General features: G+C 67.4%; 12 protein-coding genes. 8 read left to right on the top strand and 4 right to left on the bottom strand.

Annotated elements, in window-relative coordinates; translation table 11 throughout:
* Positions 1-5 precede the first annotated feature (5 nt).
* The 8 genes from KO539_RS09650 (at position 6) to KO539_RS30145 (ending at position 10,322) form a co-directional block, all read left to right on the top strand.
* On the top strand, positions 6-647 hold the full coding sequence (locus KO539_RS09650) for a hypothetical protein (protein WP_219308853.1): 642 nt from the start codon (positions 6-8) through the stop codon (positions 645-647).
* Complete coding sequence (locus tag KO539_RS09645; RefSeq protein WP_219308851.1) at positions 644-1,555, top strand: HDOD domain-containing protein; 912 nt, start codon at positions 644-646, stop codon at positions 1,553-1,555. The genes KO539_RS09650 and KO539_RS09645 overlap by 4 nt, the downstream gene beginning before the upstream one ends.
* Positions 1,556-1,629: 74 nt before the next feature.
* Positions 1,630-2,256, top strand: coding sequence for a response regulator (locus tag KO539_RS09640; protein ID WP_219308849.1), 627 nt, complete (start codon positions 1,630-1,632; stop codon positions 2,254-2,256).
* Between the two features lie 33 nt (positions 2,257-2,289).
* The gene (locus tag KO539_RS30570) at positions 2,290-2,652 is read left to right on the top strand and encodes an Hpt domain-containing protein (RefSeq protein ID WP_219308848.1); all 363 of its coding nucleotides are present in this window, start codon (positions 2,290-2,292) and stop codon (positions 2,650-2,652) included.
* Positions 2,649-4,886, top strand: a complete 2,238-nt coding sequence (locus KO539_RS09630; RefSeq protein ID WP_219308846.1) for a hybrid sensor histidine kinase/response regulator — start codon at positions 2,649-2,651, stop codon at positions 4,884-4,886. Before KO539_RS30570 ends, KO539_RS09630 begins: the two co-directional genes overlap by 4 nt.
* A gap of 123 nt (positions 4,887-5,009) precedes the next feature.
* Positions 5,010-6,692, top strand: coding sequence for an ATP-binding protein (locus KO539_RS09625; protein ID WP_257626216.1), 1,683 nt, complete (start codon positions 5,010-5,012; stop codon positions 6,690-6,692).
* Between the two features lie 47 nt (positions 6,693-6,739).
* Positions 6,740-10,180: a response regulator gene (locus tag KO539_RS09620; protein WP_219308844.1), complete on the top strand. Its 3,441-nt coding sequence runs from the start codon at positions 6,740-6,742 to the stop codon at positions 10,178-10,180.
* A 16-nt stretch (positions 10,181-10,196) separates the two neighbouring features.
* The gene (locus tag KO539_RS30145) at positions 10,197-10,322 is read left to right on the top strand and encodes a hypothetical protein (protein ID WP_257626215.1); all 126 of its coding nucleotides are present in this window, start codon (positions 10,197-10,199) and stop codon (positions 10,320-10,322) included.
* Positions 10,323-10,329: 7 nt separating this feature from the next.
* On the opposite strand, the gene KO539_RS09615 is transcribed toward KO539_RS30145, so the two are convergent.
* From KO539_RS09615 to moaA, 4 genes are all read right to left on the bottom strand, one after another.
* Positions 10,330-11,541 carry an NnrS family protein gene (locus KO539_RS09615; protein WP_219308842.1) on the bottom strand — a complete coding sequence of 404 codons (1,212 nt, stop codon included), beginning with the start codon at positions 11,539-11,541 and terminating at the stop codon, positions 10,330-10,332.
* A gap of 130 nt (positions 11,542-11,671) precedes the next feature.
* Entirely contained in the window at positions 11,672-12,334 is a 663-nt protein-coding gene (locus tag KO539_RS09610; protein WP_219308840.1) for a response regulator, read from the bottom strand.
* A gap of 23 nt (positions 12,335-12,357) precedes the next feature.
* The gene (locus KO539_RS09605; RefSeq protein ID WP_219308838.1) at positions 12,358-14,259 is read right to left on the bottom strand and encodes a type IV pili methyl-accepting chemotaxis transducer N-terminal domain-containing protein; all 1,902 of its coding nucleotides are present in this window, start codon (positions 14,257-14,259) and stop codon (positions 12,358-12,360) included.
* Positions 14,260-14,285: 26 nt separating this feature from the next.
* A complete protein-coding gene (gene moaA / locus KO539_RS09600; protein ID WP_219308837.1) occupies positions 14,286-15,272 on the bottom strand; it encodes a GTP 3',8-cyclase MoaA in 987 nt (328 codons plus the stop codon).
* Between the last annotated feature and the right edge of the window lie 44 nt (positions 15,273-15,316).

The following is a 15,316-nucleotide window of genomic DNA, read 5'->3' as shown; positions in this document are numbered from 1 at the left end:
CTGCCATGAACGCCTTTCTCTCGATCCACCCCTTCCTGCGCTGCGAAGACCTGTCGCTGATGCGCCCGGCGCTGGCGCTGGCAGGCTTGCTGTTGCTGCTGGCCGCCCTGCTCTGGCGCCGCAAGCGCTGGCGCCAGGCCGGCCGCGCACCGGCCGCCAGCGGCGCGCCGTCCGATCTGCATGCGCTGCTGCAAATGCGCAAGGCCTCCCCGCAGGCGAAGGCGGCTGGCAGCGCACCGCCGCCAGCCCCCAGGGCACCGGACACGCCGCCGTTCGACGCACCCCGCCTGGACGCCATGTTCGGCTACGACCGGCGCCTGCAGGGCGAGATTCTGGCCCTGTTCGTGGCCGAGACGCGCGACCGCCTCGCCGGCATCGCCCATGCGCTGCGCTGCGAGCGGACCGCCCCGGCAAGAGTGCTGGCGCAGGAAATTCTCGATGGCAGCCAGTCCATGGGCCTGCTCCCCTTGCAGGCGCTGGCGCGCCAGGCCGTGCATGCAGGCTTTGCCAACGATATCGGCGCACTGCACCGACTGCATGCGGAACTGCTGATGGCGCTCGATGCGCTGTCGCAAGCCGTCACGGCCCTGCAAACGGCGGGCGCGGCGCAGGCCGATGACTGCAGCGGCGTAGGGAGCCGGCCATGAGCGCCCACATCGACCTGGCGCGCCTGCTCGGCGGCGCCATCCTGCCTTCGCCCGCCGGACGGCGCCACTGGCTGGCGACCTTGTGCCAGCAGCAAGTGCCGCTCGATGAGCTGGCAGAACAACTGGGCTGCGATCCGGCCCTGAGCGGCAAGGTCATCGGTCTGGCGAATGCCGGCGTGCCAGCGGGCGGGCGCAGGCATGCGGCCGTCAGCGCCGCGATGCTGGCGGCCATCGGCCTGCCCGCCCTGCACCAGGCGTTCACCACCCCGGCCCCGCCGGCGGACACGTGCGCGCACTTCGACGCGCAGCACTACTGGTCGCACGCGCTGGCGATGGCGTGCGCCGCCCGCGTGGCGGGCGACGCGCTGCAGCTGGCGCCGGCCGATGCGCTGTACAGTTGCGGCTTGCTGGCCAACTGCGGCCAGCTGGCCCTGGCCATGCTGCATCCGCAGGAATATGGTGAATTGCTGGGCCAGCACGGCAACGCCGCCACGGCCCGGCTGCTGTGCGAGGAGTCGCGGCGCTTCGGCCACCACCGGCTGGCGCTGTCGGCCATCCTCATGCGGGACTGGGGCATGCCGGACATCCTGTGCGACGCCGTGCGCTGCCATGCCGCGCCGCCCGGTTTCGGGCGCGCCGGGCGCATGACGGACCTGGCCTGGCTGCTGAAGCTGGCCAGCAGCTTCGCTGACCTGATACTGCGCAATGGCGCCGGTTCGCGCGGCCCGGCCCTGGCTGCCGCGCGGGTACTGGGCCTGGGTGAGGAGCACATGGAAACCCTGCTACGCCACAGCAACGCCGAGTGGAGCGAATGGCGCGATATCCTCGAACCGCACACCCGTCTCGCCCCCAGCCGCACGCGCACGCGAGTCCGGCCCGCCGTCCAGGTTTTTAGTGAATTCATCTAATTCGTTGAAATTGATTTTTTATGCGCGATTGCGTATCATTCCCTACAACTTCATCCGCGACCATAAAGCCCATCATGCATACTGCAGACGTTTGCACTACCCAAAAGGCCGCCGAAATCCTCGGCATCTCGGTCACATCGGTGCAGCAACTGGTCGAGGCAGGCGTTATCGAAGCCTGGAAGACCAAGGGCGGCCACCGGCGCATTCCCCTCGCGGCCGTCGAGGCCTACAAGGGCAATCCCGGCCAGCCGGGCCAGGACCAGCGCGCGGCACGCGCCAGCCGCCCCGCCCCATCGGGCCGCCCACCGTCCATCCTCGTGATCGAAGACAATCCGATCGAGCGCGCGCTGTATGAAAAGCAGATCGGTTCATGGGGCTTGCAGGCAAGCTTGCGCTTTTGCGAGAATGGCTACCAGGCGCTGATGGAAATCGCCCGCGACCAGCCCGACATCCTGCTGGCCGACATCATCATGGAAGGCATCGATGGCTACGAGGTAATCCGCACCATCCTGGCCGACCCGCTGCTGGCGGACATGCATATCGCCATGCTGTCGAGCCTGACGCCGGAGGAACTGGAAGAACGGGGCGGCGTGCCGCCCGGCGTGGTGTTCTTTGCCAAGCCCGTCAATTACGACGAACTGCGCGGCTATCTGCGCGCCTGCTGCGCCGGCCACGCGCGGCGCAACAGCCTGGCCGCTTAGTCCGCCACCGCATTCCCTCGCCACGGAGCCGCCATGCCAGCCTATCGCCACATCGATCCTGCCGTGCTGTTCCACGCCACCGGCCACGACCTGGAGATGTTCCGCGCCCTGTCGCAGACTTACCTCGACACGTCGCCGGCCATGTTTGCGCGCGTCGAGCAAGCCGTGCGCGGCGGCGCGGCGCAAGCCATCGTACACAGCTGCCATACCTTGCGCGGCACCGTCGCCCTGCTGGGCGCCAGCGTCCTGGTGGCGCGCCTGGCGGAACTCGAGCAGCTGGTACGCCACCAGGGTGTGGCGGCATCGGGCTGGCTGGCCGAAACGGCGGTGCTGGTTGGCGCCGTGGAGCAGGAGGTACGCCGCAGCATGCTTGACTACACGGGCGCGCAGGCATGAACGCGCGCCAGGCCGCCTTGCGCCTGGTACACCGCTATCGGCCGCGCACCACGGCGGCCGTCGTGGGCCTGGTGCTGGTGGGCCTGCTGGCGCTGCGCATCGTCGTCTCCGGCGTGCTGCTGCACCGCGAAGCCGTCGATGACTGGAAACAGGATCTGTCCAACCTGTCGCTGCTGCTGGCCGAAAACACGGCGCAGAGCATGACGGCGGCCAGCCTGGTGCTCGACAGCGTCAGCAACGACATCAATGCCGGCGCGCCTGCGGACGCGCACGCGCTGGCCGCCGCCGTCGGCACTGCGGCCACGCACCAGATGCTGCTGCACAAGATCGGCGGCGTGCCGCAAGTGGACGTGGTGTCCATCGTCGGCAGCGACGGCGCGGTGCTGGCCTTCAGCCGCGCCTATCCCGCGCCGCCCATCCGTCTCGACGAGCGCGACTACTTCGACTATCACCGGCGCCACCCGGACGGCGGCATGCATGTCAGCGCGCCCGTGCAAAACAAGGGCAATGGCGCCTGGACCTTCTATATCAGCCGGCGTATCAGCGCGCCGGACGGCCGCTTCCTGGGCGTGGTGCTGGTCGGCCTGTCGTGCGACTTCTTCAGCAAATTCTTCCAGAGCACCAGCATCGGCGAACACACGGCCTTTTCCCTGTACCGCAGCGACTACACGCTGCTGGCCCGCTGGCCGGCCGTGCCCGCCATGATGGGCCAGCGCAACCTGACCGGCAGTACCTACCGCCTGCTGGAACAGGGCAAGACTGATGGCGTGCTGCAGGTGGACTCGCCGCGCGCGGCCGAGCAGGGCCGCGCGGTCGACCGCCTGGCCGGCATCCGGCTGGTGCGCGACTATCCGCTGGCCATCAACGTGACCGTGACGGACGACGTCTACCTGGCGGGCTGGCGGCGCATGCTGCGCACCATGGGCGGCGCGGCCGTGGTCAGCCTGCTCGTGCTGGCCGCGGCCATCGCGCTGATCATGACCCTGCTGCGGCGCCAGGAGCGCGACGCGGCCATGGCGCTGGCGCTGCAGGTGCGCGCGGAGGCGGCAAATGCGGCCAAGTCGCGCTTCCTGGCCGTGATGAGCCACGAAATCCGCACGCCGATGGCCGGTATCGCCGGCATGGCCGAACTGCTGCAGGACAGCGCGCTCGATGCGGCGCAGCAGCAACACGCGCAGCGCATCGGCGATGGCGTGCAGCACCTGATGCGCATCCTGAACGACATCCTCGACCTGTCCAAGGTCGAGGCAGGCCAGATGGGCATCGAACTGCGCGACTTCGACCCGCGCCTGCTGCTCGACGATCTGCTGGCGCTGCACCGCGCGCCGGCGGACCGGAAAGGCTTGCAACTGGCGGCCGAGGTCGACCCCGGCGTGCCACGGCACATCTGCTCGGACCGCACGCGCCTCGCGCAAATCCTCGGCAACCTGCTCAGCAATGCCATCAAATTTACGCCGTCAGGCAAGGTGACCGTGCGCCTGCACCTGGAGCCTGCCGCGCAGGACGGCGCCTGCCTCGTCGCCATGGTCAGCGACCAGGGCATCGGCATGAGCGAACAACAGCTGAGCCGCATCTTCGAGCCGTTTTGCCAGGCCGACGACAGCATCAGCGGCGCCTACGGCGGCACGGGGCTGGGCCTGGCCATCTGCAAGCACCTGGTGACGCTGATGGGCGGCGAGATCGCCTGCAGCAGCGCGCCCGGCGCCGGCTCCCGCTTCACCGTGCGCATCCCCAGCATGGCGGCCCAGGCGCCGGAACCCGGGACGGCACCGCCATCCGCCTCCGAATCCACCTGCGCGCCCGCACCCGCATCGGCGCCGGGCGCGCGCATCCTGCTGGTCGAGGATACGGCGCTGAACCGCCAGCTCGTGTGCCTGCAGCTGAGTGGCCGCGGCTACAGCATCGACACGGCGGAGAACGGCGCGCTGGGCTTGCAGGCGCTGGCCGCGCAGCCATACGACCTGGTCCTGATGGATTGCATGATGCCCGTCATGGACGGCTACCAGGCGTGTGAAGCCCTGCGCGCGCGCGAAGCGGCCAGCGGCGCGCCGCGCCTGCCCGTCATCGCCCTCACGGCCGGCGTCACCGACGACGACCGCCAGCGCTGCGTGGCGGCCGGCATGGACGATTACCTGTCCAAACCCTTCACGGCCGCCCAGCTGCGCGACATGGTCGAGCGCTGGCTGACACGCCAGCCGCCCGGGCCGGCGTCCGATACAACACTTCCCACATAAAAATCATTTTATTCGATAAAATTAATTATATTCGCTATAATTGATAAATATTAATACATCACGCGCCGGTGACGCCGGACATTCGCGCGCAACGACAGAGCTGGCAAACCTTGCGGAGGCGGCATGCGGCAGCACACAGATGGCAAGGCCGTGGCCTGGGAGCGCTGGGATGCGCGCACCCTGCTGTCGCTCTTCATGGCCATCCTGCTGGCGGGGCTGTGGAACATCACCGTGCTGCAACTGCGGCACGCCTATGTCGCCGCCATCGCCGGCGCCGGGCGCGATGCGCGCAGCATGGCGCGCGTCTTCGACGAGCACGCAATCCGCACGATCGAGGCGGCGGACCAGGCGGCCACCTACCTGCGCAGCCGCTACCAAGCGCTGGGCAACCGCCTCGACATCGTGGCGGACCTGCGGCAAGGCCTCAATCCAGGCCCCCTGTACAACCTGTTCAGCATCATCGACGAACACGGCGACACGGTGCTGTCGAGCCGCCCCTTCCAGCCGACCAATCTGGCCGACCGCGAGCACATCCGGGTACACATGCAGCGCGACAGCGGCGAACTGTATATCAGCAAGCCGGTGCTGGGCCGCGTGTCGAAAAAATGGTCGCTCCAGATGACGCGCCGCATCAACCACGCCGATGGCCGTTTCAAGGGCGTCGTGGTGGTCTCGATGGATCCGTATTACTTTACGCGCCTGTACGATGAGGTCGACCTGGGCGAGAACAGCTCCATCGCGCTCGTCGGCAGCGACGGCGTGGTGCGCGCGCGCCGGGTCGGCGCCGTCAACACCATCGGCCAGGATGTCGGCGACAGCAAGGTATTTGCCCTGATGCGTGGCGGCGCGCGCGGCAGTTTCACCGAGCGCAGTCCCGTCGATGGCACGCTGCGCCTGTATGCGTTCGAAAAACTGGCCGGCTACCCGCTCTACGTGCTGGTCGGCCTGGACCGCGACACCATATTGGCCGACTACGTTTCGCGCCGCGACCAGGCCTTGCTGATGGCGGCCATCACGAGCGCGCTGATCGTGCTGTCGTGGGCCGCGCTGGTGCTGCTGATCGGCCGCCTGGTCGACAGCCGCGCCAGGGCCATCGCCGCCAGCGAGGCCAAGTCGCGCTTCCTGTCGAACATGTCGCATGAATTGCGCACGCCCCTCAACGGCATCCTCGGTTTCTCCGAGCTGCTGCAGGAACAGTTGCGCGAGCCGGAACAGGCCGCCTACGCGCAGGCGATACAGGACAGCGGCCGCCAGTTGCTGTCCATGGTCGAGGCGGCGATGGAATTGAGCGCGCTCGAGCACGACCAGGTGCGGCTGGCGTCAAGCACCGCGCCATTGGACCAGCTGCTGGAACTGGCGCTGGCGCCGCACCGGCCGCGCGCGGCGCACAAGGGCTTGCAGCTGGCCGCGCAAATCGCGCCCGCCACGCCGCCCAGCATCGATTGCGACCGCGTCCGCCTGGTGCGCGTGCTCGATATTCTGCTCGACAACGCCATCCGCTACACGGCTGCGGGACGGATCGACGTGCACGTCATGCACAGCGGCGCCGAGCTGCAAATCGAGGTGCGCGATACGGGCATCGGCATCGCGCTGGCGCGGCAGGACGACATCTTCGACAAATTCTCGCAGGCCGACGACTCGCCGAGCCGCGCCCATGGCGGCGCCGGCATGGGCCTGGCCATCGCCCGCCAGCTCGTCACCCTGATGGGCGGGCGCATCGGCGTGACCTCCGCGCCGGGCTGCGGCGCCGTCTTCCGCCTGCACCTGCCGCTGGGCGGCAAATTGACCACACTATCAACTGCATAGTCGTGGCAAAAGTTGTTCTCCGTGCATATCGGGTATAGCATCGCCACATGAACCACCACACAGATGCGGCGGCAGTGCGCAGACGATTGATCGAATGGCTGTTTTTTCTCCTCGGGCTGCTGATCATGGCCGCCGCCCTCGCCTACGCGCACCTGTCTGAGGTCTCGCGGCATGACGCGGCCGAACGCGAGCGGCTCAGCGTGCTGACGGCGCTGCTGGCAAAAAACATCGAAGTCGACCTGGCGGCGACCAACCTCGTGCTCGACGGCGTGATCCGCGACTACCTTGGCGCCGGTGCCGCCCCCGACGCCGGGCTAGCCCTGCCCCGGCGCCTGGCCGCGCTGGTCGACGCCATGCCGGGCGTGCGCACCATGCTGGTCATCGACGCGAATGGCAAGCCGGTCGCCACCAACATCCCGGAACTGGCCGGCCAGGACTTTTCGCGCCGCGGCTACTTCCAGACGGCGCGCGACGCGCCCGATGCGCGCATGCTGTACATCTCGGCGCCTTTCCTGTCCTTCAAGCGCGACCTGGTCATCACGGCGGCGCGCATGGTGCAGGACCGGCAAGGCCGTTTTGCCGGCGTCGTGGTGGCCACCTTCGACCCCGAATACTTCACGGCCAAGTTCCGCACCGCCATGTATGCGGCCGATGTCTGGGCCGTCGTCGTGCATGGCGACGGCCGGCAATTCCTCAACTATCCGGCCAGGAGCGCGAATGGCGGCAATGTGGACCTGCCCGGCAGCTTCCTGCGGCGCTTCCGCGACAGCGGCTTTCAGGCGGGCGTGCTGAGCGGCGTCGAGATTGCCGGCGCCGGCGGCGCCGCCTCCCCCCGCGTCATGGCGATGGCGACCATCGCGCCCGCCGCGCTGCGCATGGACCGCGCCCTGATCATCGGCCTGAGCCGCGAAGAAGCGGCCATCGCCGCCCCGCTGCGGCGGCAGGCGCTGAGCTACATCCTCGGCTTTGCCATGCTGGCGCTGGCCGGCGCCAGCCTGCTGTTCTGGAGCCAGCGGCGGCGCCGGCAGCAAGCCGCCTGGCAGGTGGAACAGGAAAGGGAGCGCCAGGCCATGCAAGCCGTGTCCGACAGTGAAACGCGCTTTCGCACTCTGATCGAAGATGCGCCCGTGGCGATCGCCATCCTGCGCCATGGACGCTTCGTGTATTCCAATCCGCGCTACCGCCACCTGCATGGCTATGCCCCCGAGGATGACCTGAGCGGCCTGGCCTGGCGCAGCATGCTCACGGCCGCCTCGCAAGTGGCGCTGGCAAGCAACGAAGCGCTGATCGAGGCCGATTCGGCCAGCGAACAGATGTTTGAAGCCGTCGGCGTGGACAAGCAGGGACGGCCCGTGCCCATCCTCAAGACCAGCACGCGCGTGATGCTCAAGGATGGACCGGCCACCCTGATCTTTGCCCAGGATATTTCCGCGCAAAAGCAGGCCGAGGCGGCCATGCTGCTGGCGCGCGACGGGGCCGAAGCGGCCAACCGCAGCAAGGCGGAATTCCTCGCCAACATGAGCCATGAAATCCGCTCGCCGCTGAACGCCATCCTTGGCATGGCCTGGCTGCTGGAAAGGGGCCGCCTGGATGAGGACGGACTGCTGATGACACGCAAGATCCGCGCCGCCGGCCAGTCCCTGCTGGGCATCATCAACGACGTGCTGGACGTGTCGAAAATCGAGGCGGGCCACATGACCATCGAACAGGCGCCGTTCCGCCTGGCCGAGGTGATCGAGAAGATCGCCGCCAGCATGGGCGTGGCCGCGCACGACAAACCGGTCGAGGTGCGCATCGGACCGCTGCCCAACGGCATCGACCACGTGCTCGGCGACGCGTTGCGGCTGGAGCAAGTGCTGGTCAACCTGGGCAGCAATGCCATCAAATTCACGCCGCAGGGCACGGTCGAGCTGCTGACGACGCTGGACAGTCGCGACGGCGACGCCGCCGTGCTGCGTTTTTGCGTGCGCGACACAGGCATCGGCATCGCCACGGAAGTGCAGGAGGCGATCTTTTCCGCCTTCGCCCAGGCCGACAGCTCGACCACGCGCCGCTTCGGCGGCACGGGCCTGGGCCTGACCATCTGCCGCCAGCTGGTGCGCCTGATGGGCGGCAGCCTGCACCTGCAAAGCGCCCTGGGCCAGGGCAGCGCCTTCAGTTTTACGGTGCCGGTGCAGCTGATGCCCGCTGGCGCCCCGTCCTCGCCAAACATCCAGGGCATGCAGGATCTGCGCGTCTTGCTGGCCGATGGCAACGCCGGCACGCGCGAGGCGGTGGCCGCCGTGGCGCGCGGCCTGGGCTGGCACGTGCATGCCGTGTCCGGCGGCCAGGCGGCGCTCGACTATGCGCTGGCCTGCGCCGACGACGCGCGCCCCGGCGTGGTGTTGCTGGCCGCGCGCTTGCCCGACATGGAAGGGGAAGCCGCGGCGCGCGCGCTGCGCGAATACCTGCCGCCGCAGGACTGCCCCGTCGTCATCCTGGCCGCCAGCGGCGCGCCGGCGACGTCACCCGCGCGGCGCCGTACCGACCCGGCCAATGCCGCCGATGCCATCCTCAACGAACCGGTGACCGCTACGAGCCTGTACCACGCGACGATGGAGGCGCGCCAGCAGCGGGCCATGGCCGCCGGCCTGGACGCCAGTCTGGTGCCGCTGGAAGAGCGCCAGCTGGCTGGCGTGCGCGTGCTGGTGGTCGACGACAGCGAGATCAACCGCGACGTGGTCAGGCACATCCTGTGCGACCAGGGCGCCTTGCCCTCGTTCGCCTGCGATGGCCGGCAGGCGCTGGACTGGCTGCTGGCCCACCCCGACGACGTCGACATCGTGCTGATGGACGTGCAGATGCCCGTCATGGATGGCTTGCAGGCGACGCGCGCGCTGCGCCAGTTGCCGCAGTTTCATGATTTGCCCGTGGTGGCGCTCACGGCCGGCGCCTTCCAGACGCAGCGCACGGCGGCACTGGAAGCGGGCGTCAACCATTTCATCAGCAAACCGTTCGACGTGCCGCAGACCATCGCCCTGGTCGCGCGCGTGCACCGGCGCCATGCGCAAGGCTTGCCAGCCCTGCCGCCGGTCGTGGCCGAAGGCGCGATGCCCGTGCCGCCGGGCGGCGCGGCGCCCGCGATCGACCTGGCGCAAGGTCTGGCGCAGTGGCTCGATGAAGCGCCCTACCGCCAGCACCTGTCGCGCTTTGGCGACACCTACAGCAACACGGTAGGCGCCATGCGCGCGCTGCTGGCGGCCGATGCACGCGACGACGCGGCCGCGCTGGCGCACAAGCTGGCCGGCGTGGCCGGCAGCCTGGCCCTGCCCGCCACCCTGCATGCGGCCCGGCATGCGGAACAGCTGCTGCACGCGGGTGACGATGCGGCCGCCGCGCTCGATGCACTGGAACAGGCGCTGGCGCACGCCATCGAAGCCGCCGCCGCCTTCACGGCACAGACGCCGGCCAGCCAGGCGCCCGTGCCAATGACAAACCTGTCAACATGAAAACTGGGGGAACACTATGATCTGGTGCAGGGATTTGCTGCTGAAGGCCGTCATGCTGGCCCTGCTGCTCTTCGTCGTGGGCGAATCGCTGTCCTACTGGGCGCCGGAAATCAGGGAACTGATAAGCTGGCGCCCTTCCTGACCCTGGTCTAGCCTTCGCGGCCATCCACCCGCGCGCGCCACAGGTAGGGCGCATACACGCATGCGTACAGGCCAAAGGCCAGCGACCAGCACACGCCAGCCGCCAGCAGCAGCGGCATGGACAGCGTAGCGGGACCGACGGCGGCCAGCAGGCGCGCCAGCGCGCCCAGCTGGATCAGCCAGTACATCGCCGCCTCCGCCCTGCCGCCCTTGAGCGCACGTCCCGTGTGACCCAGGGTGGTGCGCGTCATCATGCCGATGATCAGGCCCGCCATCGAGCCCACCGTCAGCGCGTGCAAGGCGGCGCTGGCCGGCAGCAGGCCCAGGCTGGCGGCCGCCAGCAGCGCGAAGCCGATGCCTATCCACGCATACGACAGGTGCAATATCCACAGCAGCGGCACGCGCAAGGTGCGCTGCGGCTGCCAGGCCAGCAGGTTGGCCAGCGACACGCCGCTTGCCACGAGGGCCAGCGGCGCCGTCAGCCAGGCCGGCGCACCAGCCAGCCACGCGATCGCGGCGGCCGCCATGCAGGCCACGGCCGCCAGCGCGCGCTTCGGGCTGGCCACGGGTGTACTGCCCGGTGCCCCATTACGCGTAAACATGGGGATCACCCGTGCGCCGATCACCGATTCGATCAGCACGATGATGAAGATGGCCGCCTGCACGGGCAGGAACAGCGACAGCGGCAACCAGCCCAGCACGGCCGCGTGGAACAGGCCATTGGCCAGCGCCAGCAGGGCCAGCAGACCGACGAGGAACAGGTTGCGCGTGTTACCCGAGCGGCGCAGCACCAGGTACAAAGGCCAGACCGCCAGCGGCAGGAACAACCAGTCGACCAGCGCCGGCAGCAGGCCGGGACCGCACAGCATGGCCACGCGCCCGGCCAGCCACAGCCCCACCAGCGCCATCAGCTGGACGCCGTGCGGCGTGGGCAAGCCCGTCCAGTTGCGCCCTGCCGTGTACAAAAAGCCCACGACGACGGCCAGCGCGAAGCCGAACACCATTTCATGCATATGCCAGCCCAGGCCTACTTGCAAGCCGCCCGTCAGCCAGCCCGCATAGCTGGCCAGCCACAGGGGAATGCCGAGGGCCGCGAACACGGCCGCCAGCAAGTAGAACGGGCGAAAACCCAGTTGCCAGACGGCGTGGCCGGCCTGCCAGGGCGCGGCGCCTTTTGTCATGCCGGGAGGGGTAGCTTCACTGATGGGGGTAAGGGCCATGATGGACTCGCCTTTAAAGATATATTCAATATACTACTTTAAAAGCGCAAGGACTGCCATCGGCAAAAAGGACTAGAGAGAGATAATCGCCATGGGGTCCGGCCCGGCGGGTCAGACCCCGGCTAGCGGGCTACTTGCCCTGGCGGTGCTCGACCGCGTACACGGCCGCCTGCACGCGGCTGGTGAGGTTGAGTTTTTTCAGCACGTTCTGCACGTGGATCTTGACCGTGCTTTCGGCCAGGTCGAGAGTGCGGGCAATGCCCTTGTTGCTCTCGCCGCGCGACAGGCAATCGATGATTTCCTTTTCGCGCGGTGTGAGCTTGTCCAGTTCCGAGACGGGTTCCTCGCGCCGCGTGCCCGCCTGCAGCTGCGCCACCAGCTTGCCCGTCATGGCTTCGGCGATGACCACTTCGCCGGCAGCCGCGCGGCGGATGGCGCGCACCAGGTAGTCGGCATCGATGTTCTTGATCAGGTAACCGCAGGCGCCCGCGCGCAGGGCCGTCGCCAGGTCTTCCGCGTCTTCCGACACGGTCAGCATGACGATGGCCGTTTCAGGACAGTCGTGCTGCATCAGCTGCAGCGCTTCCACGCCGGACATGCCGGCCATGTTCAGGTCCAGCAGCACCACGTCGGGTTGCAGCTGGATCGCGCGCTTGATGCCTTCCACGCCATCGGCCGCCTCGCCCACGACGGAAAAATCCGTATGCCGCTGCAGCAGCGAGCGTATGCCGCTGCGGAACAGCGCGTGGTCGTCCACCAGCATGACGGTGATCGGTTTATCGGGTGTCTCCATTTTTTATACTTTCAGGTAGTTACTCAGGCGGCGCGGCGCTGCTCGCGCGACAGATGCAGTTCGACCGTGGTGCCGCCGCCCTGGCAGGCATGCACGTCGAACGTGGCCTCAATGCGCTGCGCGCGCTCGCGCATGATATGGATGCCGACATGGCTGTCGCCCTTTTCCAGCACGGCGGCGGCGTCGAAGCCAACGCCATTATCGCTGATCGTCAGCGTAAAATCCTGGTGATCGGCGAGGCGCACTTCGACGTGGCTGGCCTGGGCGTGCTTGCGGATGTTCGACAGCGCTTCCTGCACGATGAATAATAACTGCAATTGCTGCTCGCGGGGGAATGGCGCGCCGTCGACGTCAGCCAGCAGATCGGCCTCGATGCCCGTCTGGCGGCGGAATTTGTCCACCGCCGCGCGCAGGGAGCCGATCAAATCATCCTCCATCAATCGGCTGCGGAAGTTGGCCAGCAATTCGCGCACGTCTTCATAGCTTTCCTTCACGCCCGCATGCAGGGCCGGCACGATGCCCGCCACCTCGTCGAAACGCGCGTTGCGCACGGAGTCGTCGAGCATCTGCACTTGCAGGTTGAGGAAATTGAGGCTTTGCGCGATGCTGTCGTGCAGGCCCTGTGCCACCAGATTGCGCTCTTCGGAAATGGCCATTTCGCGTTCGCGCGCGGCCAGGCGCAGGTTTTCCAGCGCGATGCCCAGCAGCTGGCCCAGGGTTTCGAGCAAGGCCAGTTCGCGCGCGGAAAACACGCGCGCATGGCGGAAATGCAGGTTGAAGAAGCCCAGGTGCTGTTCGTGCGCATGGATATGGAAGACGGAGACGGTGGCAAAGCCTTCGCGGTGGCAGCGCAGCTCGTGCGCCTTGTCGATGCGGCGCATGTCGTGCACCTTCGCCACTTTCATTTCGACGGCCGTGCCGCACAGGCAGTCGCCCACCTTCAGGCAATGCTCGGACGCCACCAGTTCTTCGGACAGGCCCGTATGCACCACCATGTGCAGGTTGCCGCGCTCGGCGTCGAGCACGCGCACGGTGGAGCCGTCCGCCTCGAAATAATCGACGATACGCTGCATGAAGCCGCCGCAAATGTCTTCCAGCGGCTGCGGGCGCTGCAAAAAGGCGGCGCTTTCGTACAGCAAGGCCAGTTCGCGGTTGCGGTATTCGAGCGTGGCCGTCTTGCTGCGCACGCCCTCTTCCAGGTTGCCGTACAGCGCCTGCAGGCGGTCGGCCATCTGGTTGAAGCCACTGGCCAGCTGGCCGAATTCGTCATTGCTTTCGACGGCCAGGCGCACGCTGAAATCGCGTTCCTTCATGCGCTGCATACCCAGGCGCAGGCGCGTGACAGGCTCGATGATGAGCATGAACATCAGGTAAATCATGCTGACCGTGCCGATGACGGCCATGCCGACGAGGATCAGTTGCGAAGCACGCAGCCAGAAGGTGCGCTGTTCGCTATCGTGCTCGATCAGGCGCACCAGTTGATCGACCTGTCCCACGAAGGTGTCGGCGTCATGCTCGAACTGGCGCGCCCGCGCGGTGGAATCGGCGGCCAGCGCGGCCGGGCGCAAGGCGCCGCGCCAGGCAGTGCCGATGCGTTCGAATTCGGACTTGATGGCCGTGCTGGGCGGCAGGAACAGGGGACGCTGCGGGTCGCCGTGGCCGATCTTGGCCAGGGTCTCGTCGATCAGCAGCACTTGCTGGCGCGCCTGCTCGCGGGCGTCGCTGGCAAGCAGCAGGGTCAGGCGGTAGGTCTGCATGCGCAGCCGGCCCGTCTCGTTGATGGCGGCCGAACTGCCTTCGAGCTGCCACGACAAAAACAGGGTGCAGCCGATGGCGCTCAGGGCCAGCACCAGCATGAGCAGCAGCGCGCCGACGATCTTGGTCGACAGCTTCTGCCAGGAGGAAAACATCGCTTTAAATTTCATACACCCTTTACTTGGCACCGCCCCGTTCAGCCTCCGGTTTGGGCCATAAAACGGATAATCTTGTCTGGCTGCGTATTGAAATCATGCTGCTGCGGCTTGAGTTCGATGGCGGCGCGGATCGCCGCTTCAATCTCCGCATCCGTGGCCCCGCCGCGCAGCATGGGGCCGAGGGCGAATTTCTCTTCCTGGCCCAGGCACAAATAAAGGGTACCATCGACGGACAGGCGCACGCGGTTGCAACTGGCGCAAAAATGCTGCGACATGGGCGTAATAAAACCGATGCTCGAGCGGCCATCGGCTGTCGCCATGTAGCGCGCCGGTCCGCCGCCCAATTCCTGCGCCTGCGGCACCAGGCCAAAACGGGCCGCCAGGCGCTCACGCACCGGACCGAGCGGCATATAGCTGGTATTGCGGCCCGTACTACCCATCGGCATGGCTTCGATCAGGCGCAGAATGAACTGCTGCTCGATGCAAAACGCCGCCATGGCCTCGATCTGGCCGTCATTGATGCCGCGCATGGCCACCATATTGATCTTGATCGGGTCGAAACCGGCCGCCTTGCCCGCCATCAGGCCATCGAGAATCGGCTGCAGGCTGTCGCGCCCTGTGATCTGCTGCATGCAGGCGCGGTCCAGCGAATCGAGGCTCACGTTGATGCGGTCCACGCCCGCCGCGCGCAAGGCCACGGCGTGCTTGCCCAGTTGCGTGGCGTTGGTCGACAGCGACAGGTCCTGCAGACCGGGCAGCGCCGTCAGCTTGCGCGCCAGTTCCGGCAGGTTGCGCCGCAACAGCGGTTCGCCACCCGTCAGGCGCACGCGGCGCGTGCCGAGGCGCACGAAGATGCCCATCAGGCGCTCGATCTCGTCAAACGTCAGCCAGTCCTTCGGCTCCTCGAAACCGCGAAAGCCCTTGGGCATGCAATAACTGCAGCGCAAGTCGCAGCGGTCGGTGACGGACAGCCGCACATAATCGATCGAACGGCCAAAACGGTCCTGCAACTTGACGCTACCCATGACGCTACTCCTGATTCTTTCGTGATTGTAAAGGCTGGGGCACG

It is taken from the genome of Janthinobacterium sp. NKUCC06_STL (assembly GCF_019345455.1).
GTDB lineage: Bacteria > Pseudomonadota > Gammaproteobacteria > Burkholderiales > Burkholderiaceae_D > Janthinobacterium > Janthinobacterium rivuli.
The sequence above is the reverse complement of the archived record's forward strand: the minus strand, read 5'-3'. Positions and strand labels throughout refer to the sequence as shown.